Consider the following 23,573-nt stretch of genomic DNA (forward strand, 5'->3'; position numbering starts at 1 on the left):
TGGGTAAAGGATGTTACATATGGCACTAACACCGCTCATGGTGGATTTAACTAATAAAAATGTCATTATTGTTGGAGGTGGGCGTGTCGCTGAACGGAGGATAAAGTCACTATTGGAAAGTGATGCTGTTTTAACCGTGATTAGTCCGAAAATTGGAGATGGAATTTGTGCGCTTTGGAAAAACTGCCAAATAGCTTTGAAACAAAAGCATGTGGAGGAACAAGATTTAAAAGGGGCTTTCTTAATCATTATTGCAACGAACGATTCAGATGTAAATAATAAAGTAAGAAAAACTGCACCAAAAAATGCATTGATAAATGAAGCAACAGACGCTTTCCGGGGAAATGTACAATTTCCTTCCACCTTTAATCGCGGTAAATTGTCGATAAGCATATCGACCAATGGGGCAAGTCCGATGTTTTCAGCAAAAGTAAAACGAGATCTTCTTCGTACATATGACGAGAGATACGGGGATTATATAGATTTTTTGGATGAAAGCAGGCAGCTTGTGAAGAATTCCTCTCTTGCTGAAAAAGAACAAATATTTCTTTTAAAGCAACTATTGACAGATCATTTTCACGATATTCGAATACAGAAGGAAGCCATCGATTGGTTGGAAAAGTTAATCGGTAAATCAACAAAATCCAATTAAATTTTTTTCAAATGATTCGTAATAATAAATGTTTAGTTGGATTTTGCACGATAATTTTATATCGTTTTGCCTTTTATTATCTAACTTGACAAACAAAAAATAAAATTATTTGCGGAATTACTTGCTTTTTACGATTAGAAAGGGTAAAGTTAGAAGTGCAATAGGAAATTGAAGTTTGTAATACTTTACGATCTCTTTAACAAAGTGGTGTAAAAGTATTTATGATTCAATTACTTTGCACGATATTTGTATAAGGAGGTCATCTTCATGACTGGTAAAGTAAAATGGTTCAACGCTGAAAAAGGTTTCGGTTTCATCGAGCGCGAAGACGGAGACGACGTATTCGTACACTTCTCAGCTATCAATGCTGAAGGTTTCAAAACGCTTGAAGAAGGTCAAGACGTTGAATTTGAAATCGTTGAAGGAAACCGCGGACCACAAGCAGCTAACGTAACTGCTCTATAATAGAAGGTTCCAAAAGACTTGTCTCATTCGTGAGATGAGTCTTTTTTGTGTTTAGGACAAATTTTATCAATTCGGGAATAGCAACAGCGGCTGGTTTTCGTTTATAATGAATGAAACTGAATGAGGGGGGATTTCGTGACAGGGTCGTTTGATTGGCATAAGGAAGCGGAAGTGCAGTGGGATGGACGTGCAGGATTCTGGAATGAACGGAGTAAAAAGATGTGGGATGACGGCAGCAGAAAAGATATACTTCCGTTCATTGAAAGTCATCTGCAGAAAGGAAGTTCCATTCTTGATATTGGCTGTGGGGACGGGTATGGCACATACAGGCTGCATAAATCGGGGTATGACGCAACAGGAATGGATCTGTCCAAGGAGATGATCAATAAGGCGAAAAGCCGATTGGATGAGAATGAAATCGGATTTTTCCAGGGAGATATCTCAGGGATGCCGTTTGATAACGCCAGTTTTAATGCTGTTATGGCGATAAATGTATTGGAGTGGACGGAAAATCCGGGAGCAGCGCTTTCCGAATTACACCGTGTTTTGAAAAAGGACGGCACTTTGTATGCAGGGATCCTTGGGCCGGCCGCGGGTCCGCGCGCAAATAGTTATCCGCGTCTGCATGGTGAAAAAGCAATTTGCAATACGATGATGCCATGGGAGTTTCAGAAATTAGCCGCAGACTTTAATTTTACATATGTGGACGGATTTGGTGTTTATAAAGAAGGGGTAAAACAACACCATCATCAAGGTCTGCCGCTTGATTTAAAACAGGCATTATCATTTTTGTGGGTGTTTAAGCTGCATAAAGAAGGTGAATGATATGAGCAGAGAAGATATGGAGAAAAAGATTATTGAAAGTTATCGGCAAGATGAAAAAATGATGATTTTAGTGTTTGCACAATGGTGTGTGAACCATGATCTTGACCCCGAAGAATTGTATAAGAAAGCATACCCTGACCAAATGAACAATCATGCACTGCAAGAGGCGCTTGAGTTGACCGTTCCCAAAAAGGAGTCGGAGGATATTCCTGATCCGACTGTGCTTCAGGTTTTGCAGTTGTTTGGAAATGATGATTTGGCATTTATCGTTCAGGAACAAATTGAAAAGCGGGGAAATAAGTAGTGGAATGGATAATTAAATCTTTTTCAGACCTGTCCACGCAGGAGTTATATGCACTGCTGAAAGCGAGAGTGGACGTTTTTGTGGTTGAACAGGAATGTCCATATCCGGAATTGGATAACTATGACCAGCAGGCAATGCATTATTTTTTGAAAGTAAATAATGAAATTGCGGCAAATGTCCGTATTTTGCCGGCCGGTTCAAAATTTGAAGATGTTTCTATTGGACGTGTGCTGGTAACTGAAAAATTTCGGGGAAATGGATATGCAAAGCAGCTGATGAAGCGGTCAATTGAATTTGCGGCTGCGGAATGGAATGCTCCAAAAATCCAAATCCAGGGTCAGGAATATTTGAAAAAATTCTATAGGGAGTTGGGATTTAAACAAGTATCGGCTTCTTATTTGGAGGATGGAATTCCCCATATTGACATGAATTGGGAAGGCAATTAAGGTATCAACTGTTTTGTTTTACACATAGTATAATTAGCGGTCTTATTAATTTCTGATGAGATGGAGGCTGAATGCTATGATTACAAATGAACAGATGAACCAGTGTAAGGCTGCTTTACTTGAGCGGCAGGATGAACTTATAAACCTTGTGCATGATCACTTCGGATTGACACAGGCTTTCTGGAAAGAATCGATGCATGAATTATCAAGCTACGATAATCATCCCGGGGATATGGGAACCGAGATGTTTGAACGCGGAAAGGATATTGCATTGAACGAGCATGCTGAGAAGGAACTGGAAGATATTAATGCAGCACTGCATGCTATTGAGAATGGCACTTACGGAATCTGTGCTGAATGCGGGAGAGACATTCCTTATGAACGCCTGGAAGCCATCCCAACTGCTGATAGGTGCATGGAGCATGCTGATCACAGCAATCCAATGGATGACCGGCCGATTGAGGAGCAGGTGTTCAGTCCAAATATTAATCCGGATGAAGTAACCCCTGAGGAACAGACAGCTTATGACGCCGAAGATACCTGGCAGGCAGTAAGCAGGTATGGTACATCAGAGTCACCATCCGATATTTATGGCGATCAGGATAATTATAATGAGGTGTATCCGAACAGTGATGAAAATATTGGAAGTGTTGAAGATGAGGAAAGTTTTCTTGCGGCAGATTTGGAAGGGAACTTTACCGGTGTTACCCCAAACCATAAAAAATATGAAGAATAGACATGAGGCTGGGACACATCAAAAAAGTGTAATTCAAAAGACGAACAATTAGAAAATTAGCGTAGGAAATATACGGAGACTCCGGCGGGAGGAAAAGCCTAGGTGAGACCCCGCAGTGCGTAAGCACGAGGAGGCTCAGCAGCTGCCCGCGGAAAGCGAAGTATATTTCCGGAGCGGCTATACGCAGCATTTTCTAATTTGTTTGTTCGACTTTTTCTTTTGATAATACACTTTTGTCCCGGCCTCATGTTTTATTTGAACTCCTAAAAGCCGCCCATAATGGAATTCATAAGTCTCCCCATAATCGTATCCAGAAAAAAGCGGATGAAAAAGCCGTACACCAAAAAGATGATAATATACAGCCCAAGCAGTATATAGATTCTGTCAAACCCATCCGACGGTTGTTCCAGCAGAATAAATGTTGGTGCGATAATAAGCATTCCGAGGATGCTTAATGATATAACCAGTAACGAAATACCCGGGAGACCGACCAGGATACATACAATACCTGCTGCATAAAGAATGAAAAACGGTACCAGATATGCTCCATATTTTGCAACAACATCCGGAAATTTCACTGCCTGAACAGTCAATTTTGAACATAAAAATGTCAAGCCTGCAATCACGAAATACAACACGAACATCAACAGAAACGGTATTATGAAACTATCCAAAAATGATATATCAATCATAAATGAAAATCCCATGGATCCAAATGAAAGCGAGTTGATGATGAAATGGTAGCTAAGCGCCAGAAGCAATGCATAAAGGATAAACATAATGATACCTGAACTGAAGTCTGATTTATTCGCTTTTCTTGCTTCGCTCGGGTTTCGAATCAGTGCAAGTAAAAAGTGACCAAAATTAGCAACGGTCGTTTTTATTTTTACAGCCGTCTCATTGGATTGCTGTTTATTCTCATCTGATGTCTGTTTTTCGGAAGTTTGATCGTCAGTTGAATCCTCGTTCCCGAAAGCAGCCAATTCTTCTCCGCAGTTGGTGCAATACTTGCCTTCTTCTGATTCAAGGCCGCAGTTTGGACATTTCATATAATCCACTTCCTTTCTAAATTCATTCTGAGTCTATTTTACCTATTTTTTGCAATGATAGCCAATATCCTTTGAGCATATAAAAAAACCTGCAACGGAATCCGCTGCAGGTTTTGACAGGCAAGTTTTATTTTTGTTGTTCCCGCTCGGCCAGTGTCAATTTAACTGTATGGGCCTCACCATTGCGGTATACTTCCATTTCGACAGTTTCGCCGATTTTTGTTTCCGTGTACATATACTTCCGTAAATCCAGGATGGAAGTTATTTCATGTCCATTAATTTTTGTGATGACATCAAATTGCTCCAAATCCGCTTTTTCAGCGGGTGAACCCGGCTCAACCTGTGCAATGACCATACCGCCTTTAACAGAATCCGGAACCTGTACTTGCTGACGGTATTGCGGTGGAACCTGCTGGATTGCCACTGTGCTGATTCCGATGAATGGGCGTGCCACTTTTCCATTTTCCTCAAGCTGCTTCATAATTGGTTTGGCTGAATCAATCGGGATTGCAAAACCAATTCCCTCTACTTCACGGCGGGCGATTTTCATGGAGTTAATGCCAATAACCTTACCTTCCGAGTTTAATAATGCACCGCCACTGTTACCAGGGTTAATAGCGGCATCAGTTTGGATAACTTCGGTCACCCAGTCAGGTTGCTGATCGCCATTAGTATCAATGCTGACAGACCGGTCAAGTCCGCTGATAATTCCTTTTGTTACCGAATTGGCAAAATTCATACCAAGTGGGTTGCCAACCGCGATAACTGTTTCGCCGACTTTCAGCTTTTTAGATGAACCAAGGTCCGCAACTGTGCTTATTTCTTTCCCGTCAACCTGAAGTACTGCCAAATCTGTCAATGGATCGGAACCAAGAACTTTTGCATTAATCCGATCACCATTATTCATGACAATTTTTACTTCTTCAGCTCCTGCAACTACATGGTGATTGGTTACGACATATGCCTTTCCATCTTCTTTTTTATAAATAATTCCTGAACCGGATCCCGCCTCTTTACTTTTTGTCCAGATATTTTGCTGCTGCATGTTCAGAACACCAACAACTGCTTTGGATGCCTCATCGATTGTCGATGCGACATTGACGTTACTGGAGGCGACAGTCTGCGCAATCTCAGGTGTTTGGGATTCATGTCCATTGGCTGCTTCCGTGCTGCTGCCGTTATTTGTGCTGCCTGTTGGAATAACGTTTGTAATAAACAATAACGCAACGATTATTGCAGCGATAACGCCACCAGCCAAACCGCTGATCAGTGAAGAAAAGCCTGATCTTTGCTTTTTCGGTTTCGGCTCTTTTGCTTTTGCGTTCGCTCTGGCCGTTTCAGCAATCCCTCTGTTGTCATTTTCCTGTTGGGGAGCACTTTTCTGCTGAGATTCATGAGGTATTTCTGCTTCGGTACGATCCTGATTATCTGAGGAATGATGTTCAAATTCATGATTATTATCGTTGTGTTCCATGTTTATGACCACCTTTCTATCGTGTTGGAATATGATTACAGTATTCAGTATAGCCGTTTGATTTGGTAACCTATCGGCATAAATATGTAAAAAGTGTGTAATTTACCTTTTTAGTGTTCACTACCCTCTTTTTATGTAAAAATAACAGTAAGATTACATTATGACAAGGAGTACGGGTTTATGAGCAAACACTTAGGCGTTGTGGAAGATGATGCAAATATCCGGAATATCGTGTCCGCGTATTTAAAGAAGGAAGGCTATCAGGTAACATTGCTTGAGAATGCGGAAGATGCATGGGAATTATGGGAGACTCAGCCGCCTGACATGTGGATTTTGGATATCATGCTTCCCGGAATGGACGGATATGAGTTTTGCAAAAAAATCCGGAACGAAAGTGATGTCCCAATTATTATTATTTCGGCGAAAGATGATGAAATTGACAAGATACTCGGACTGGAACTGGGCGGAGACGATTATTTGACGAAACCATTCAGTCCAAGGGAATTGCTTGCACGAGTGAAACGTGTTTTTAAACGGGTGCACCCAAAAGCTGAATCACTGGATTCCCCCGATGGCAGGCTGAAAGTGGATGATCTGCTGATATATGAAAATGAACGGCGGATATTCTGGAAGGGGGAAGAGCAGGAAGTAACCACAAAAGAGTATGACATGATTTTGTTGTTGGCGGAAAACAGGAACCGTGCTTTTTCACGTGAGGAGCTTCTGGTGAAAATTTGGGGAGAAAATTATTTTGGCAGTGACCGTGCCGTGGATGATCTTGTTAAACGGATACGTAAAAAATTGACCGGTATTTTAATTGAAACCGTCTGGGGTTTTGGATATCGGCTGCGCAGTGATGAGGACTAGTTATGAAACTTCAATCACAGCTAAATTTGGCATTTTCAGCTTTATTACTTGTTATTCTGACAGCTGCCGGCTTTGTTATTTATTCGTTGATTTTGGACATGCTTATTGATGATGAAAAGGCCGAGCTGAAACAAAAAGGGGAATTACTTGTCCAAGTAATTAACGAACAGTACGGATCGATGCAGGATGTCCAGGAATTTAGTGATTTCCTGGAAGAACAGGACCTGCAATTATTTTTATATAACCGCAAGCAGGACAGGGTATTGTATTATACAATGCCCCGGCAGTTTGTGGAGGGCTTTTCCAGACAGGACTTTTTCAAAGATAATGAGGAAGATTTGTGGGAAATCGGCAGCAGAAAATACGTGGCATCACGTATTTTGTTTTACCCGGAAAGCTCTGGTATGGAGTTGATTCTGCTTACGCCCTTGAATGATTTGCAAAAAGTGCAGCAGGACTTTTTCAGACGAATGCTGTTTGTATTCATTATTGGAGCCATTGCGGCATTACTGCTTAGTTATTTTTTAACAAATAAACTGGTTACCCCGCTTAGCAGGCTGAAACACCAGCTGAAAAAAATTGAGAAACGTAAATTTGATGAAATCAGACCGATTAAGGCAAGCGGTGAAATTCTTGAAGTGGCCCAAAGTGTTTATGATATGGCAACTGAATTGCAGCGCTATATGAAAACACAGCAGGTATTTTTTCAAAATGCCAGCCATGAACTGAAAACACCGCTAATGACCATTCAGGGGTATGCGGAAGGTATCCGGGATAAAGTGTTTGATGAGACAGATCAGGAAAAAGGGCTTGAAATGATGGTGACGGAAGTGAATCGGCTGAAGGTCATTATCAATGAAATGATTTTGCTTGCCAAGCTGGATAGTTCCCAGGCTGAATATGAGCCTGAAAATATTTATACAACTGTAATGGTTCAGCAAGTACTGGACCGGACACTGCCGACCCGAAATGAAAAAGGAGTCGAAGTAAGATTTGATGACGATCCGGATAGTATGCTGTTTGTGGATCAGGAAAAATTATTGCGGGCATTGCTGAATGTTACTGTGAATGCAATCCGTCATGCGAAGGAACAGGTTAGAATTTCCGTTAATGCTCAGACAATCACTATTGAGGATGATGGAGAAGGAATTTCCGAAAACTTGATTCCGCATATTTTTCACCGGTTTGTGAAAGGTAAAAATGGAGAAACAGGACTGGGGCTTGCAATTGCCCGGGCGATCATTGAGCAATCCGGCGGTAAGATCATGGTCAATAAATCGGAGCTTGGCGGTGCAAAGTTCACCATCCAATTTTAGATGTTTACAAACTGACATTTTATGATATAATAGGATGGTTTGATTCATCTCGAAATCACAGAGGAGCGTACTTTTTTATGCAATTAAGAGAAGATATCCGCAATATCGCTATTATTGCTCACGTTGACCATGGTAAAACGACACTTGTTGATCAGCTTTTAAAATATTCCGGAACATTCCGGGAAAATGAGCAGGTGCATGATCGTGCCATGGATTCGAATGATATAGAACGGGAACGCGGGATTACCATATTGGCGAAAAATACTGCGATCAAATATAACGATACATCCATCAACATTCTCGACACCCCGGGACACGCTGATTTTGGCGGGGAAGTTGAACGGATTATGAAGATGGTTGACGGTGTGATTTTGGTCGTCGATTCTTATGAAGGCACAATGCCGCAAACACGTTTTGTGTTAAAGAAAGCATTGGAACAAAAATTGACCCCGATTGTTGTTTTAAATAAAATCGATCGGCCGAATGCACGTCCTGATGACGTTGTTGATGAAGTTCTGGACTTATTTATTGAACTTGGAGCAGATGATGACCAGCTCGAATTCCCGGTTGTCTATGCCTCTGCACTAAACGGTACTTCCGGTACAGAACCGGATAACCAGGCTGAAACAATGGATCCGGTATTTACGACTATCTTGGATCACATCCCTGCACCGGTTGACACTCAGGATGATCCATTACAGTTCCAGATTACGTTGCTGGATTATAATGATTATGTCGGAAGAATCGGTGTCGGCCGTGTTGTCCGGGGAAAAATCAGTGTCGGTCAGCAGGTTGTTGTTATGAAAAAAGACGGATCGACGAAAAACTTCCGTATCAGTAAGCTGTTCGGCTTTATCGGGCTGAAACGGATTGAGATTCAGGAAGCAAAGGCCGGCGACATTGTGGCCATTGCCGGAATGGATGATATTAATATCGGTGAAACCATTTGTGCGCAGGATCATCCGGAGGCGCTGCCATGGCTGCGGATTGATGAACCGACACTGCAAATGACATTTTTGGTTAATAACAGTCCTTTCGCCGGGCGGGAAGGTGACTATATTACATCACGCCGGATTGAAGAACGCCTGCTGAAGCAATTGGAAACCGATGTAAGTTTGCGTGTGGATCCGACAGAGTCACCGGATGCATGGGTCGTTTCGGGACGTGGTGAACTTCACCTGTCTATCCTGATTGAAAATATGCGCCGGGAAGGCTACGAACTGCAGCTTTCCAAACCACAGGTGATTATCAAGGAAGTTGATGGTGTGAAGTGTGAACCATACGAGCGTGTACAGGTGGATGTGCCGGAAGATTATACAGGCGGTGTTATGGAATCACTCGGCGCACGAAAAGGTGAAATGCTCGACATGGTGAACCAGGGAAACGGACAGGTTCGTCTGGAATTCAAAGTGCCATCACGCGGCCTTATAGGTTACGCCACCGAATTCATGTCCCAGACACGTGGTTATGGTATTTTGAATCATACGTTTGACGCATATGAGCCAATTGCGAACGGACAGGTCGGCGGTCGTCGCGAAGGTGTTCTCGTAGGACTTGAACATGGCAAGGCATCGACTTATGGTATCATGCAGCTTGAAGACCGTGGTGTGATTTTTGTTGAACCCGGAACTGAAATTTACGCAGGGATGATCGTCGGTGAACACAACCGTGAAAATGATCTGACCGTTAATATTACTAAAGAAAAACATTTGACTAACGTTCGCTCGGCAACCAAAGACCAGACAGCAACAATCCGAAAAACACGTCAAATGTCACTGGAAGAAGCGATTGAGTATTTGAACGATGACGAATATTGTGAAGTAACACCGGAATCCATTCGACTCCGCAAAAAGATATTAAATAAAAATGAACGCGAGAAAGCGGCTAAAAAATCCAAACTTGGGTAAAAACTATGGCTGTAAGAAACGGGAGTACATTTGTAAATGTGCTCTCTTTTTTTATGGCTTTGCGGCAGGGGGCGATTTACAAGCCTAATTATCCAAACCGAGTTGTCATGGTGAAAAGCTGCTTGTGCAATACCTGCATAACAGTTTTTTATCAATTAATTTGTAAGCCCTTGCAAAACATGTATATACAAGTTATACTAAAAATGAAACATGTATATACAAGTTGAAATGCTATAAAATAAAGGGAGGCACTCCTATGGTTAAACCGGAAAAAATTTATGCGCCGCTCAACGGTCTGATTTCACCGCTTGAAGACGTTCCGGACCCGACATTTTCACAAAAGATGATGGGTGACGGCATTGCCATTGAACCAACAGATGGGAATGTGGTTGCACCGCTGGATGGGGAAATTGTTCAGATTTTCCCGACAAAGCATGCTGTTGGAATTCTTAGTAATGCAGGTACGGAAGTTCTCATTCATATTGGTTTGGACACTGTTAATTTAGATGGGGAAGGCTTTGAAGCACATGTCAAACAAGGTGATAAAGTCAAAGCCGGTGATCTGCTCGTTACGTTTGATCTGGAATTTGTTCGTGAAAAAGCTGCTGGTGTAACCACACCGGTTATCATTACTAATGGTGAGCAGGTCGGTTTTTTGGAAAAGTCAAACGAAACAACGGCCGCTGCGGGTGAGACTGTGCTGCTGACAGTTGAAGGAAGTTCTGAATCAGGCAGCGGGAAAAAAGAGGCTTCACCGGATTCATCAGGTTTGGCGTACAGCAAAGAAGCTGCTGAAATAGTAAACGCACTTGGCGGGGAAGAAAATATTAATGTGGCAACTCACTGTGTTACCCGTCTTCGTTTTGCGCTGAATGATGAAGATAAAGTTAGCCAAGAAGCCCTTGAAAATATGGATCTTGTGAAAGGTTCATTTTCTGCCAACGGACAATTCCAGGTTGTTATTGGACAAGGTACAGTTGATAAAGTATACGATGCAATGGTGCATCAGACTGGTATTGGTGAAGCAACGAAAGATGATGTGAAAGCTGCAACCGGTGAAAAACAAAATCCGCTGCAGCGCGGTATTAAAGTACTGGCAGATATTTTCATTCCAATTCTGCCTGCAATTGTAACAGCCGGTTTACTGATGGGGATTAACAATATCCTGGCAAACCCGGGGATTTTTTATGATGATAAATCATTTATTGAGGTACACAAGAACTGGGCTGGTGTAGCCGGTATGATCAACCTGATTGCCAATACTGCATTCGTCTTTTTACCGGGGTTGATTGGTTGGTCCGCTGTGAAGCGATTCGGCGGAAACGAACTGCTTGGGGTTGTACTTGGTCTGATTATGGTTCACCCGGACTTGCTGAATGCGTGGTCATATGGTGATGCACTGAAATCCGGAGATATTCCGACATGGAATCTGTTCGGTCTGGAAATTGACAAAATCGGTTATCAGGGACAGGTGTTACCGGTATTATTTGCATCATGGGTACTGGCGAAAATTGAAATATTCATGAAAAAACGAGTGATGGATTCATTGCAGCTGCTCATTGTGGCACCAGTTGCACTGCTTGTAACCGGGTTTCTAACATTTATCATAATTGGTCCGGTTACATTTGCTATCGGAAATTGGATTACAGACGGACTTGTTGCGGTATTTGATCAATTTGCCATTATTGGTGGTCTTGTTTATGGAGCTATCTATGCACCGCTTGTCATCACCGGTATGCACCATACTTTTCTTGCGGTTGATTTGCAGCTGATTGGAAGTACCGGGTCAACATTCCTGTGGCCGATACTGGCACTGTCCAATATTGCCCAAGGTGCAGCTGCGTTCGCGATGATGCTGGCTGCAAAAGATGAAAAATTAAAGGGTTTATCCGGCACATCGGGTCTTTCGGCATGGCTGGGCATTACCGAGCCGGCGATGTTTGGTGTTAACTTACGGTTCAAATATCCATTTATTGCTGCAGTTATCGGTTCATCCATTGCGGGTGCATTTATAACGATGCAGCATGTAAAAGCAACATCGATCGGTGTTGGCGGTGTACCTGGTTTCTTATCGATTATACCGGATGGAATGATTTCATTCTTTATCGGAATGGCTATTGTCATTGTTATTCCGTTCATCATTACATTCATTATCGCTAAACGGAAACTGTCACAGTAAAACAAGAACAACGATAAAGAGGTGTTTGAGATGCAAGAGGCATGGTGGCAAAAAGGTGTTGTCTATCAGATTTATCCGAAAAGCTTTCATGATACGACAGGAAACGGAATCGGTGATATTCAGGGGATCATTCAGAAGCTGGACTATATCCAAAAACTCGGTGTTGATGTGATCTGGCTGACCCCTGTGTATCAATCGCCACAACACGATAATGGATATGATATTAGTAATTATTACGATATTGAGCCGGACTACGGCACAATGAATGATTTTGAAGAATTGCTTAAAGAGACACACAAGCGTGATATGAAGCTGATTATGGATCTGGTCATAAACCATACATCGACAGACCATGAGTGGTTTGAACAGGCATCAGCTTCCCGGGAAAATCCGTTCAGAGACTTTTATATTTGGAAAGATGGTCCTAAACTGCCGAATAATTGGCAGTCTAAATTTGGCGGTCCTGCCTGGGAATGGGATGAACAAACAAATCAATACTATTTGCATCTGTTTGATACGACCCAGGCTGACCTGAACTGGGAAAATAAGCAATTGAGGGGAAAATTGTTTGACATGATGCGGTTTTGGGCAGAAAAAGGGATTGATGGATTTCGGCTGGATGTCATTAATCTGATTTCCAAAAATCAGGATTTCCCTGATGATTATAGTGGGGACGGCCGTAAATTTTATACCGATGGACCGCGGATTCATGAATATTTGCATGAAATGAATCAAGCAGTGTTTTCACCGTATAACATGATGACAGTTGGTGAGATGTCATCGACGACATTGGAAAGTTGTGTGCTGTACACACGTCCGGGACGTCAGGAACTGGATATGACATTTCAGTTTCACCATCTGAAAGTGGACTATGCAAATGGGGAGAAGTGGACAAAGGCCCCATTTGACTTTATTAGGCTAAAACAAATTTTATCTGACTGGCAAATTGGCATGCATGAAGGTGGGGGCTGGAATGCGCTTTTCTGGTGCAATCATGACCAGCCCCGTGTCGTTTCCCGGTTTGGCGACGATGAAAAATATCACATGGAATCAGCAAAAATGCTTGCTGCAACATTGCACATGATGAAGGGAACACCGTATATTTATCAGGGTGAAGAGCTTGGGATGACAAATCCGGGTTTTCAGGATATACGTGCGTACCGGGATGTGGAATCGTTGAATGCGTATGAAAAGATGAAGCAGGAAGGAAAATCAGAAGCGGAGGCGTTGGCCATTCTGCAGGAGAAATCACGTGATAACGCGAGAACGCCAATGCAATGGTCAAAGGAGAAACATGCCGGCTTCACCTCGGGAGAACCATGGATTAAACTTGCCGATAATTATCAAACCATTAATGCGGAAAATGCGGTGCAGGATCCGAACTCCATTTTTTCCTTTTATCAGGAACTTGTCACACTACGGAAGAAATATGCTATTATTACGTATGGTGACTATCAGCAGTTGTTAGCCGAGGATGAGCACATTTTTGCCTATACGCGCAACTGGAACGGAGAGACGTTGCTTGTTGTAAGCAACTTTTACCCGGAAACAACCACCGCAAAGATTACACGTAAGGATAACTGTGAAGCGGAAGTACTCATAGCCAATTATAATGATCCGGTGCAGCTATCCGAACGAATCAGGCTTCGGCCGTATGAGTCGGTTGTGTATTATCTAAAATAATGGGGACTTGCAATGCAAAAATATTTATCCATTTATCAGGATTTAACAGAAAAAATAAAGTCAAACTATTGGCCGAAATCAACGATGCTTCCATCGGAAAATGAATTGACGATGATGTACCAAACCTCACGTGAGACGATTCGGAAGGCGCTGAACCTGCTGGCGCAGGAAGGATTTATTCAAAAAATCCGCGGGAAGGGATCTGTCATCATTGATATAAACAAATTTGATTTTCCGGTATCCGGAATTGTCAGCTTTAAGGAATTGGCTGTTAGACTTGGACTTGATACAAGCACAATTGTTAATGAATTAAATATGGTTAAAGCAGATCAGCAGCTGCAATCCAAATTGGATGTGAAGCACCATGCACCAATCTGGAAAGTAGTACGGATCCGGAAAATCACTGGTGAAAAAATTATTCTTGATAAAGATTATTTCAATCCGGAATTTGTACCGGAATTAAATTTGGAAGTATGCGGGGATTCCATTTATGACTACCTGGAAAAGGAGTTAGGGCTCAACATCAGTTTCGCACGCAAAGAAATAGTGGTGGAAGAACCAACCGAAGCGGATCGGGAACTGCTGGATCTTGAAGGCTACTCCAATGTAGTTGTCATAAAAAGCAAAGTCTATCTCGAGGACGCCAGCCTATTCCAATACACCGAATCCCGCCACCGGCCGGACAAATTCCGATTCGTCGATTTCGCCCGGCGCTAAATTTGATAGGTGCCAGACACCACTCGGATTTTATCGAACAATATGTGCGGCTTTGTCCGCTTGGTATGAAGCCGTTTTACTTCTGGTAAAGCGGCTTCAATGCGTATAATGTGGGAGAGGTGAGGTTCATGAGTCGCTTTTTGAAACGGCTTCGATTTCTGTTAAAGTTCCATAAATCAGTGCCTTTTGTGAAAGATTTCTTCGTATCTAAAGAAGTCAGAACCGGAAACAAACTGTTGTTTTTCGTTCTGATTATCGGATATATTTTAATTCCATTTGATATCATCCCTGACTTTTTGTTTTGGTTCGGAGTTTTGGATGATATCACCATTGCTGCATTTCTGCTGCAATGGATGGTCAAAATAGCCCCCGAATCCCTGAAAAGAAAACATCAACTGCTTGAACAGGATGAATAAAATTCGATAGGTGTCAGGCACCACCAGAACTTTATAGAAAAATAAAAGTCGGAAGGGGGATTTTCCTTCCGACTTTTTCATGATTTTTTTCCGTTTTTTTCGTGTTTATCATTTGGAATATATTTGGTATAGTAAGTTGCAAAAATGAGGCTGATGAATGCCAGACCCCAGGAGGCAATGCTGCTCCATTGCTGGTTTATTTGAAGACCAAATACCAGTATGACTACACTCAGGATTATAAAAAACAGCGTTAAATATCGTTTCATTCTGAACACTCCGGTCAAAAGTTGATTCCCATCCCCGGTTGAGGCATCTGGTATAGGATGACCAAGTCTGCCCCACATAATAGTTATAACATAAAAATGTGGAAAAATTGAAGGGAATAAACTTTACAATCCTGCAACATCCCTTTTTGCAAAAAATACCCAGGTCAGCACCAAAAAGATTATATAGTACACGGCTAATACTGCAATGGAAAAGCCCAGGGACATTCCCTCTGCGGCTGTATTATTGGCGTACTGCTGCAAATCTGTATTGGCAAAAAGTATAAATTTCGACCAGTCATATTTTGCAAGAAATGCCACCACTGCATTACCGGCAAACATAAGAAAAATTGCCAGCCCTATCGCAAGTGCGCTCTGGCGGAAAATCGCCGAAATCATAAATGCGAATGTCGCCATCATCAATAATGTCACTAACTGATAACCGTACCCTTCAACAATCCGCTCTATAACAGAAACATATGCATATCCTTCATTTGTGTGCATGACGATATGCGGATCCATTCCATTCATTCCAAAGAACACCAGTCCAACGAGCCAGGAAAACAAAAGGACAAAAACCAGTGTCAACAGCGCGAATATCAACACAGATACATATTTGGCAGCAAGAATTTTGGTGCGGGAAATTGGCCGGATCAATAGAAGTTTAATGGTCCCCCACCTGAATTCATTCGCAATAATTCCTGCAGCGACAATAATCGTAAACAGGCTTACCAATGACAGCAGAAATTCATTTTCCATTACAAACTGCCATGCATCATAGGCTGCCGGCTGGATGTCATTCTTCAAAAAGAAATTGTTTCTCTCAATTTGCCCGGAATAGAAGCTTTGCATCATACCTTCTTTGTCTGCCTCTTTTTTCATTTCGGCATTTTCATCTTTCAGCACCTGCTCCCAGTTGTCTACCTGGTATTTTTCATTCGGTGCTGTAAAATTGGACATGAAAGCCAAACCAATAATAATAGCAGCTGTCAAAATATACATAATCCAAGTTGATTTTCGGATATATAGTTTAAATTGCTCATTGATCAGCAAATTCATAAAGTTACCCAATCGTATTCTCTCCAATCAAATCAAAGAATTTGTCTTCCAGTGTTGTTTTTAAAGTCGTTACCTGATAAACAAGCACATCGTGATGAATCAATGTTTTGATAATACCTGGAATTTTGTCTTTCTCACAGCGGATGGTGATCCCGTCATCCGTCACCGCTGCTTCCAGAACAAGTTCATTCTTCAGAATGTCAACTGCATCGTCGATAGGGGTAACTTCCATCAAAACCTGTGTCGTCTTCTCCTGTGCAGTCACGTCATTAACATGCTGTATGGTAACCATCTCGCCGTTTTTAATTAGTCCAATCCGGTCGCACATCTGCTCAACTTCCGACAGAAGATGGCTTGAAATAATCACTGCCACATTTTCTTCATTTGCCAACTTGCGGATATATTGACGAATCTCCCGTATTCCGGCCGGGTCAAGACCGTTTGTCGGTTCATCCAATATAAGTACTGATGGGTTATGAAGCAATGCTTGAGCGATTCCCAACCGTTGACGCATTCCAAGTGAATATTTTTTCACTTTTTGTTTAATTGGTTTTTCAAGACCAACAAGTTTAATGACCTCGTGGATGCGTTCCTTTGTCACGCCCGGTGTCATACGGGCATAATGTTTCAAGTTTTGCAACCCGCTCATAAATGGATACATCTCCGGGTTCTCGACAATCGCTCCCACCTTAGCCACTGCTTTCTTGAAGTCGGATTGAACACTTTTTCCAAGAATGCGCACATCACCATCTGATATTTGCATTAAACCGACCATCATACGGATAGTCGTTGTTTTACCGGCGCCATTCGGGCCGATAAAACCGAACACTTCACCCTTGTTGATGGAAAAGTTCAATCCCTTAATAATGTGTTTACTGCCAATATTTTTCTTTAAATTGACCAGATCCATTGCGGTTTCCGACATTATGTAATTCCCCCAATTTTATTCGCTGACAGTTATGTACGTCCCAAAAGGACAAGAAGTTTCATTTAACGACACTTTTTAGAGGAAATTAAAAAAGCACCCCATTTTTAAGAGGTGCTTTCATTCCATTTTTATTTAATTTCTTTCACCTTTTGCTTCTTTAACGCGAGATTGACGATAACCGCCTGCAATATCTGCGTGTTTAAATTCCTTTGCATAATGAACTTCCTGAGCATCTGTCAGCTGCTTATTCTTTGTTGGCTGGTATTGCGTTTTTCGCATTCATGACTTCCTTTCCATTGATAGATTATCAGTCTCTTTCTATTTTCCCTCTGTGCAATCAGATAAACATTACCCTCTTATTTTTTCAATTGACGCCGATTTAAAAAGCGGCAGATACAACAAAAAAATACAAGCGTTCACGAATGCATAAAGCATGAATACTTTTTTATTTTTTAAAAAATCAGATATAATAAAGACATAATCAATACAAAAATAGGGGTGAGGTTATGCGGGAGGTTGTACTAGTAGATGGCTGCCGTACTGCTGTTGGACGGAGGAAAGGGTTGTTTGCCGGTTATCGGGCGGATGAACTCGCAGCAGTTATACTGGAAGAAGTGGTTCGGCGCTCCAACGTGAATACGGAAGATATTGAAGATGTCATCATGGGCTGTGTGACACAGGTTGGGGAACAGGCGGGAAATGTAGCAAGAACTGCAGCATTAATCGCCGGATTTCCGATTGATGTTCCGGGTGTAACAATTGACAGGCAATGTGGATCGAGTCAACAGGCTGTTCACTTTGGTGCACAGGCAATTGCTGCGGGGGATATGGATGTTGTCATCGCCGGCGGTGTCGAAAGCATGACACGGGCACCGATGTTTTCGAATGTACAGGAAACAAAGCCAAGTAGGAAACTGACGTCCCGGTATGAAATTGTTAATCAAGGTATTTCCGCAGAGAAGATTGCCGATAAATGGGGTTTTACCCGCGAACAGCTGGATGAATTTTCACTGCAGAGTCATCAGCGTGCACGGAAGGCTATTGAACAAGGGAAATTTAACCGGGAAATTTCCCCTGTTAAAACAAATGATGGGAAAGTTGTTCAGGTGGATGAAGGACCAAGGGCAGATACGACCATAGAGGCACTGGCAGGGTTAAATGCTGTTTTCAAAGAAGATGGCAAAATAACTGCAGGCAATGCAAGCCAAATGAGTGACGGGGCGAGTGCAGTTATGCTTATGTCGTCTGAAAAGGCAGGGGAGCTTGGGCTCAAACCAAAAGCACGCATCGTGGCAAGAACAGTAATCGGCTCAGATCCAACGCTAATGTTGACAGGTCCGATTCAAGCAACGGAAAAGGTTCTGAAAAAAGCCGGGTTAACAATTGCTGATATTGATCGGTATGAAGTAAATGAAGCGTTTGCTCCTGTTCCGATGGCATGGCTTCGGGATATTGGCGCGGATCCGGAAAAGTTAAATGTGAATGGCGGGGCGATTGCACTTGGCCATCCATTAGGCGCAACTGGAACAAAACTATTAATCTCGCTTATTAATGAATTGGAACGTTCCGGTGGCAGGTATGGACTGTTGGCTATATGCGAAGGCATGGGGACAGCTAATGCAACCATCATTGAACGAATGGAGTAGGAAGAAGAACTTTGGGGAAGCAACTACCCGCAAAATTGTTGCTGGCCACAGGTAAGTAATTCAATGCTAACGGGTAGTAATTCCCTTTAATGGTGTAATCCGTATGCAGTCGAAATTGGAGGGATTGTATGGGTAAATACCGGTTTGAAACAGATGAACACGAAATGTTTCGGACGACAATACGAAAGTTTTTGCAGGATGAAGCGGAACCGTATTATGAGCAATGGGAAGAAGAACGGGTAATTCCGTTTGATTTTTGGAAAAAGATGGGTGAGATGGGTTTTCTGTGTCCACATGTGGAAGAGGCATATGGCGGATTAGGACTTGATTTCAGCTATTCACTTATTATTTTGGAAGAATTGGAACGGATCGGAACCAGCTTGATTGGAATTGGGCTCCATTCCGATATCGTAACACCTTACATTGAATCATACGGCACGAAAAGTCAGAAAGAAAAATGGCTGCCGGGATGTGTTACGGGCAATCATATAACGGCTGTCGCCATGACAGAACCCGGCACAGGATCAGACCTGGCTAACATTAAGACGACTGCCATACGTGAAGGCGAATATTATCTTGTTAATGGCCAGAAAACCTTTATTACAAACGGAATTCAGGCGGATCTCATACTTGTTGTTGTTAAAACAGATCCGAATGCAGAGCCGAAACACAAAGGAATCAGTCTGTTAATGGTTGAGGCGGATTCACCCGGGTATTCCCGGGGCAGAAAGCTGAACAAGGTTGGATTGCATGCGCAGGATACTGCGGAATTATATTTTGAGGACTGCCGTGTTCCAAGGGAGAATTTGATAGGCGAAGAAGGGAAAGGGTTCAAATATCTGATGGAAAAACTGCAGCAGGAGCGGCTTGTTGTCGCAATATCCGGTCAGGTTGCTTCTGAAGATATGCTGGAGACAACTTTGGAGTATGTGAAATCCCGGGAAGCATTCGGCAAGCCCATCGGTTCGTTTCAAAACACACAGTTTAAACTGGCTGAAATGGCGACTCAGGTTGAACTTGGCAGGTCATTTTTGGAGACACTAATTGAGGACCATATTGCCGGAAAGGAAATCGTCACGAAAGTATCCATGGCCAAATATTGGTTGACGGATACTGCCAAGCGGATTGCCAATGAATGCATGCAGCTTCATGGCGGTTACGGATACATGGAAGAATACAAGATTGCCAGGCGTTTTCGGGATACACCGGTAGCATCGATCTATGCGGGATCAAATGAAATTATGAAATCAATTATTGCGAAAAATATCGGGTTATAGGTCTTTTTGTCGTTTTTTTATGGTATGATGTAGGAAAACTGCACGGTTATGGAGCAAAAATCAAACCGTGCGAAGGGGCAATAATTTATGAGGTGGGGTAAATTAACAGGCCTTTTTGTCATTTTGTTTCTGAGTATCGTTTTAGCGGCATGTGCCAATGATGCTCCAGATCAGACTTCCAAGCCAACAGAAAATAACGGGACAGATGAAGGACAGGAAACGGAAGAACCGGCGGAACCTGAAAAGCCCGAAACGATACACAAGAAAATCTCGATTACGGCCATTGGTGACATGTTGATTCACGACCGTGTATATGAAGATGCCAAGACGAAGAATGGTTATGATTTCCGTCCGATGCTTAATCGTGTAAAACCTTATTTAAAAAATTCCACCATTACGATGGCCAATCAGGAAACGATGATTGGCGGTATTGAATTGGGGTTATCTTCCTACCCGTCATTTAACAGTCCATATGCAGTTGGTGACGCATTAAAGGACGCCGGGGTTGATGTTGTTACACTGGCGAATAATCATACGCTGGATCGCGGGGAAGCAGCAATACAAAGTGCCATCAAACATTGGGAATCTATTGATATGATGTATACCGGCGCATTTAAAAATGAAGCGGACAGTAATAGAATACGCGTTTATGAAACCGATGAAGGCATATCTACTGCGTTTCTGGCGTACACATATGGAACAAATGGGATTCCAGTTCCGACCGATAAAGATTATCTGGTCAATCTGATTGATCGCGGACTGATGGAATCCGAGATTCAAAAAGCTAAAAAGCAGGCAGATATTGTTGTACTGAGTATGCATTTCGGTGATCAGTATATCCGCATGCCAAATGATGAACAAAAGGCACTCGTCCAGTTTGCCGCGGATCAGGGTGTGGATGTCGTTATCGGTCATCATCCGCACGTTCTTCAACCGGTTGATTGGGTGAAAGGGAAACATGGAAATAAAACACTTGTTGCCTATTCTTTGGGGAATTTCCTATCCGGTCAGGATGAATTTTACCGGAAGATTGGCGGCATATTCAAGTTTACGGTTCATAAAACCATTAAAGGCAATCAAGAAACTGTCAAAATAGATTCTCCAAAGTTTATGCCTACATTTGTGGAGTATGAAAATTGGTCCGATTTTGAAGTTACTCCGATGTTTCAGCTGACCAATGATGAACTGGCAAACGCCCAGCAGCATTATAAGGAAATAAAGCAGCATGTATCACAATGGATGCCAGGGCTTGAGTTTATCGAAAAATAGCAGGATATTCCTCCGCATCAGATGATTGGTGCGGATTTTTAATGTTTTTTTCCTGTCCATGTTCCTTTAACTTTTTCTATAAAACAAGAGCATAATTTGGTATGATAACGGTATGCTTGTAAAAAAAGATGAATGCTGGAGGAGACTTACTTAACAATGGAATGGAAAAATATTTATCGTGGATTGCTTATGGGAGCGAGTGATGTTATTCCGGGAGTCAGCGGCGGAACAATAGCTGTCCTGCTAGGGATTTATGAACGGTTAATTGCTGCCATCAATGGACTTGTAAGCAAAGATTGGAAAAAACAGCTTGGGTTCTTGATACCGCTTGGCATCGGGGTGGGTACTGCAATATTGCTGTTGAGTCATTTGATAGAATGGCTGTTTAAAAATCACCCTGTTCCAACGAAATTCTTTTTTCTTGGCTTGATTATCGGTGTCCTTCCTTACCTGTTCCATAAATCTGATGCGAAAAATAAATTTAAGACAAGTCATATAGTCATTCTGCTGGTTGGGGCAGTAATAGTTGGTTCGCTTATGGTTTTTCAGACCAGTGAAGGGGCTGTCATTACCAATATCACAACGTCTACATATATCCTGTTGTTTTTTTCAGGAATTATTGCAAGCAGTGCAATGATTCTGCCCGGAATCAGCGGATCCTTTATGTTGTATGTGATTGGAGTATACTCAACATTGATTAGTGCGATTAGTAATATGCAGCTGGATATTATTGCAGTTACAGGGGTAGGTATTGTCATTGGCATTTTGCTGATGAGTAAGATCATTAATTATTTCCTGAATCATTATTATACAAAGACATTTGCACTGATTATCGGTATGGTAATCGGGTCTGTCTTCGTCGTTTTCCCCGGCTGGCCAGCCGAAATGTCAGTTATGATACTTAGTGTCGTAACGTTCGCAGTGGGGCTTGCGACTGCTTATTTACTAGGTAAAGTTGAGTATGAATAAGCAAACTGGGCGACAATAAACAGAAAAATAGATACAATGAGAGTAGAATAAAAAAGAGGTGATAACGTATGAAACATATAGATACTGAAGCACAATTTAATGAGATTATTCAGTCTGACAAACCGGTTATCGTTAAGTTTTTTGCTGATTGGTGCCCGGATTGCAAACGTATGAATATGTTTATTGATGGGGTCATGGATGAATTCAATAATTATGACTGGTATGAGGTCAACAGCGATGAAATTGAAGGTTTGGCCCAAAAATATGAAGTGATGGGCATCCCGAGTATCCTGTTATTCCAGAATGGAGAAAAAATTGCGCATCAACACAGTGCTGATACGAAATCACCGGAATCTGTGAGTGAATTTCTGCACCAGCAATTGGCATAGCTTTTTGATATAATCATCCTCTTCCGGAGGGTGATTATTTTTTTGTGATTGGTGGAATGTAGCCCTGTAAGGAGGATGCTCCGATGGGAAAATTATTCACACAGTTTGTACAGCCTAAGGGGTTCCTTGGGCGGATTGCCGGCTGGTATATGTCGAAAGAAAACAAACAAATAATTAAATGGACATTGGACTTTCTGGATATTCAGGACGGGGAGCACGCACTGGAGATTGGCTTTGGTTCGGGAAAGGCAATGAAGTATCTTCTGGAGCGGCGAAAACGTTTGACAATTACAGGCATTGATCCGTCTGAAGTGATGGTTTTTCAGTCATTAAGGCGGTTAAACAAACATTTGATCAATAGCCGGGTTCAATTGGTGGAAGGCTATGCTCACAACCTTCCTGCATTATCGCAGAAAATTGACAAGGTCCTGGTCATTAATAATGTTACCTTCTGGGAGAATCCGGTGAACACACTGGAAAGGATACGTACCCAAATGAACGATGGCGGGAAAATTGCCCTAATAATCAAACCGCATGAAAAGGGCGCCACCGATGAAACGAGTAACCTGATTGGCGGGCAGCTTTCTGCATTATTGGCCAACGCCGGTTATACCGATATTGAATTTTTTATCAAGCCAACAAACCCGTGTGACACGGTATGTGCACTCGGAATGAAATAGGATGAGCATCCCATTGCAGATGCTCATTTACTAAAACCCGTAAGATTTGAACTGCGG

At 42.2% G+C, this 23,573-nt stretch carries 25 protein-coding genes; 19 read left to right on the forward strand and 6 right to left on the reverse strand.

The features are described from left to right. Positions 1-19: 19 nt before the first annotated feature. The 6 genes from B1K71_RS01980 to B1K71_RS02005 all read left to right on the forward strand — a co-directional run bounded on the left by B1K71_RS01980 (position 20) and on the right by B1K71_RS02005 (position 3,428). Positions 20-652 (forward strand): NAD(P)-binding protein, encoded by a 633-nt coding sequence (locus tag B1K71_RS01980; protein ID WP_077324340.1) that lies wholly within the window; start codon positions 20-22, stop codon positions 650-652. Positions 653-919: 267 nt separating this feature from the next. Continuing rightward, positions 920-1,117 (forward strand): cold shock domain-containing protein, encoded by a 198-nt coding sequence (locus tag B1K71_RS01985; RefSeq protein WP_077324341.1) that lies wholly within the window; start codon positions 920-922, stop codon positions 1,115-1,117. 135 nt (positions 1,118-1,252) lie between these two features. Then, positions 1,253-1,942 carry a class I SAM-dependent methyltransferase gene (locus B1K71_RS01990; protein WP_428848849.1) on the forward strand — a complete coding sequence of 230 codons (690 nt, stop codon included), beginning with the start codon at positions 1,253-1,255 and terminating at the stop codon, positions 1,940-1,942. A 1-nt stretch (position 1,943) separates the two neighbouring features. After that, positions 1,944-2,246: a hypothetical protein gene (locus B1K71_RS01995; RefSeq protein ID WP_077324343.1), complete on the forward strand. Its 303-nt coding sequence runs from the start codon at positions 1,944-1,946 to the stop codon at positions 2,244-2,246. Next, positions 2,246-2,692: a GNAT family N-acetyltransferase gene (locus B1K71_RS02000; protein ID WP_077324344.1), complete on the forward strand. Its 447-nt coding sequence runs from the start codon at positions 2,246-2,248 to the stop codon at positions 2,690-2,692. Before B1K71_RS01995 ends, B1K71_RS02000 begins: the two co-directional genes overlap by 1 nt. A gap of 76 nt (positions 2,693-2,768) precedes the next feature. Continuing rightward, positions 2,769-3,428, forward strand: coding sequence for a TraR/DksA C4-type zinc finger protein (locus B1K71_RS02005; RefSeq protein WP_077324345.1), 660 nt, complete (start codon positions 2,769-2,771; stop codon positions 3,426-3,428). Positions 3,429-3,691: 263 nt separating this feature from the next. Here the strand turns inward: B1K71_RS02005 and B1K71_RS02010 are convergent, their stop codons facing one another. Together B1K71_RS02010 and B1K71_RS02015 are read right to left on the reverse strand one after the other, a co-directional pair. Beyond that, the gene (locus B1K71_RS02010) at positions 3,692-4,477 is read right to left on the reverse strand and encodes a zinc ribbon domain-containing protein (RefSeq protein ID WP_077324346.1); all 786 of its coding nucleotides are present in this window, start codon (positions 4,475-4,477) and stop codon (positions 3,692-3,694) included. A gap of 127 nt (positions 4,478-4,604) precedes the next feature. Beyond that, a complete protein-coding gene (locus tag B1K71_RS02015) occupies positions 4,605-5,951 on the reverse strand; it encodes a S1C family serine protease (protein ID WP_077324347.1) in 1,347 nt (448 codons plus the stop codon). A gap of 180 nt (positions 5,952-6,131) precedes the next feature. On the opposite strand from B1K71_RS02015, the gene B1K71_RS02020 reads away from it, so the two are divergent. The 7 genes from B1K71_RS02020 (at position 6,132) to B1K71_RS02050 (ending at position 15,036) form a co-directional block, all read left to right on the forward strand. Beyond that, positions 6,132-6,818, forward strand: a complete 687-nt coding sequence (locus B1K71_RS02020; RefSeq protein WP_077324348.1) for a response regulator transcription factor — start codon at positions 6,132-6,134, stop codon at positions 6,816-6,818. Between the two features lie 2 nt (positions 6,819-6,820). Continuing rightward, positions 6,821-8,134: a sensor histidine kinase gene (locus B1K71_RS02025; RefSeq protein WP_077324349.1), complete on the forward strand. Its 1,314-nt coding sequence runs from the start codon at positions 6,821-6,823 to the stop codon at positions 8,132-8,134. A 77-nt stretch (positions 8,135-8,211) separates the two neighbouring features. Then, positions 8,212-10,041, forward strand: coding sequence for a translational GTPase TypA (typA, locus tag B1K71_RS02030; RefSeq protein ID WP_077324350.1), 1,830 nt, complete (start codon positions 8,212-8,214; stop codon positions 10,039-10,041). 256 nt (positions 10,042-10,297) lie between these two features. Next, positions 10,298-12,220 (forward strand): PTS system trehalose-specific EIIBC component, encoded by a 1,923-nt coding sequence (gene treP, locus B1K71_RS02035; protein ID WP_077324351.1) that lies wholly within the window; start codon positions 10,298-10,300, stop codon positions 12,218-12,220. A 30-nt stretch (positions 12,221-12,250) separates the two neighbouring features. Further along, entirely contained in the window at positions 12,251-13,903 is a 1,653-nt protein-coding gene (gene treC, locus B1K71_RS02040) for an alpha,alpha-phosphotrehalase (protein ID WP_077324352.1), read from the forward strand. A 12-nt stretch (positions 13,904-13,915) separates the two neighbouring features. Then, complete coding sequence (gene treR / locus B1K71_RS02045; protein ID WP_077324353.1) at positions 13,916-14,620, forward strand: trehalose operon repressor; 705 nt, start codon at positions 13,916-13,918, stop codon at positions 14,618-14,620. A gap of 128 nt (positions 14,621-14,748) precedes the next feature. Next, on the forward strand, positions 14,749-15,036 hold the full coding sequence (locus B1K71_RS02050) for a YkvA family protein (RefSeq protein ID WP_077324354.1): 288 nt from the start codon (positions 14,749-14,751) through the stop codon (positions 15,034-15,036). A gap of 77 nt (positions 15,037-15,113) precedes the next feature. On the opposite strand, the gene B1K71_RS02055 is transcribed toward B1K71_RS02050, so the two are convergent. The 4 genes from B1K71_RS02055 to B1K71_RS02070 form a co-directional block, all read right to left on the reverse strand. Further along, entirely contained in the window at positions 15,114-15,302 is a 189-nt protein-coding gene (locus tag B1K71_RS02055) for a hypothetical protein (protein ID WP_077324355.1), read from the reverse strand. Between the two features lie 123 nt (positions 15,303-15,425). Next, the gene (locus B1K71_RS02060) at positions 15,426-16,370 is read right to left on the reverse strand and encodes an ABC transporter permease (RefSeq protein ID WP_077324356.1); all 945 of its coding nucleotides are present in this window, start codon (positions 16,368-16,370) and stop codon (positions 15,426-15,428) included. After that, complete coding sequence (locus B1K71_RS02065; RefSeq protein ID WP_077324357.1) at positions 16,363-17,283, reverse strand: ABC transporter ATP-binding protein; 921 nt, start codon at positions 17,281-17,283, stop codon at positions 16,363-16,365. The genes B1K71_RS02060 and B1K71_RS02065 overlap by 8 nt, the downstream gene beginning before the upstream one ends. Before the next feature lie 135 nt (positions 17,284-17,418). Then, the gene (locus tag B1K71_RS02070) at positions 17,419-17,565 is read right to left on the reverse strand and encodes a YfhE family protein (protein ID WP_077324358.1); all 147 of its coding nucleotides are present in this window, start codon (positions 17,563-17,565) and stop codon (positions 17,419-17,421) included. Between the two features lie 227 nt (positions 17,566-17,792). Between B1K71_RS02070 and B1K71_RS02075 the strand changes: the two genes are divergently transcribed. From B1K71_RS02075 to B1K71_RS02100, 6 genes are all read left to right on the forward strand, one after another. After that, positions 17,793-18,932: a thiolase family protein gene (locus tag B1K71_RS02075; RefSeq protein WP_077324359.1), complete on the forward strand. Its 1,140-nt coding sequence runs from the start codon at positions 17,793-17,795 to the stop codon at positions 18,930-18,932. Between the two features lie 128 nt (positions 18,933-19,060). After that, positions 19,061-20,209 carry an acyl-CoA dehydrogenase family protein gene (locus B1K71_RS02080; protein ID WP_077324360.1) on the forward strand — a complete coding sequence of 383 codons (1,149 nt, stop codon included), beginning with the start codon at positions 19,061-19,063 and terminating at the stop codon, positions 20,207-20,209. An 87-nt stretch (positions 20,210-20,296) separates the two neighbouring features. Then, positions 20,297-21,478, forward strand: coding sequence for a CapA family protein (locus tag B1K71_RS02085; protein WP_077324361.1), 1,182 nt, complete (start codon positions 20,297-20,299; stop codon positions 21,476-21,478). Positions 21,479-21,634: 156 nt separating this feature from the next. After that, complete coding sequence (locus B1K71_RS02090) at positions 21,635-22,447, forward strand: DUF368 domain-containing protein (protein ID WP_077324362.1); 813 nt, start codon at positions 21,635-21,637, stop codon at positions 22,445-22,447. 68 nt (positions 22,448-22,515) lie between these two features. Beyond that, positions 22,516-22,836 carry a thioredoxin family protein gene (locus B1K71_RS02095; protein ID WP_077324363.1) on the forward strand — a complete coding sequence of 107 codons (321 nt, stop codon included), beginning with the start codon at positions 22,516-22,518 and terminating at the stop codon, positions 22,834-22,836. An 83-nt stretch (positions 22,837-22,919) separates the two neighbouring features. Further along, positions 22,920-23,516 (forward strand): class I SAM-dependent methyltransferase, encoded by a 597-nt coding sequence (locus B1K71_RS02100; protein WP_077324364.1) that lies wholly within the window; start codon positions 22,920-22,922, stop codon positions 23,514-23,516. The last annotated feature ends 57 nt before the right edge of the window (positions 23,517-23,573 follow it).

Origin of the sequence: Virgibacillus siamensis (assembly GCF_900162695.1) — a bacterium.
Lineage (GTDB): Bacteria > Bacillota > Bacilli > Bacillales > Amphibacillaceae > Lentibacillus > Lentibacillus siamensis_A.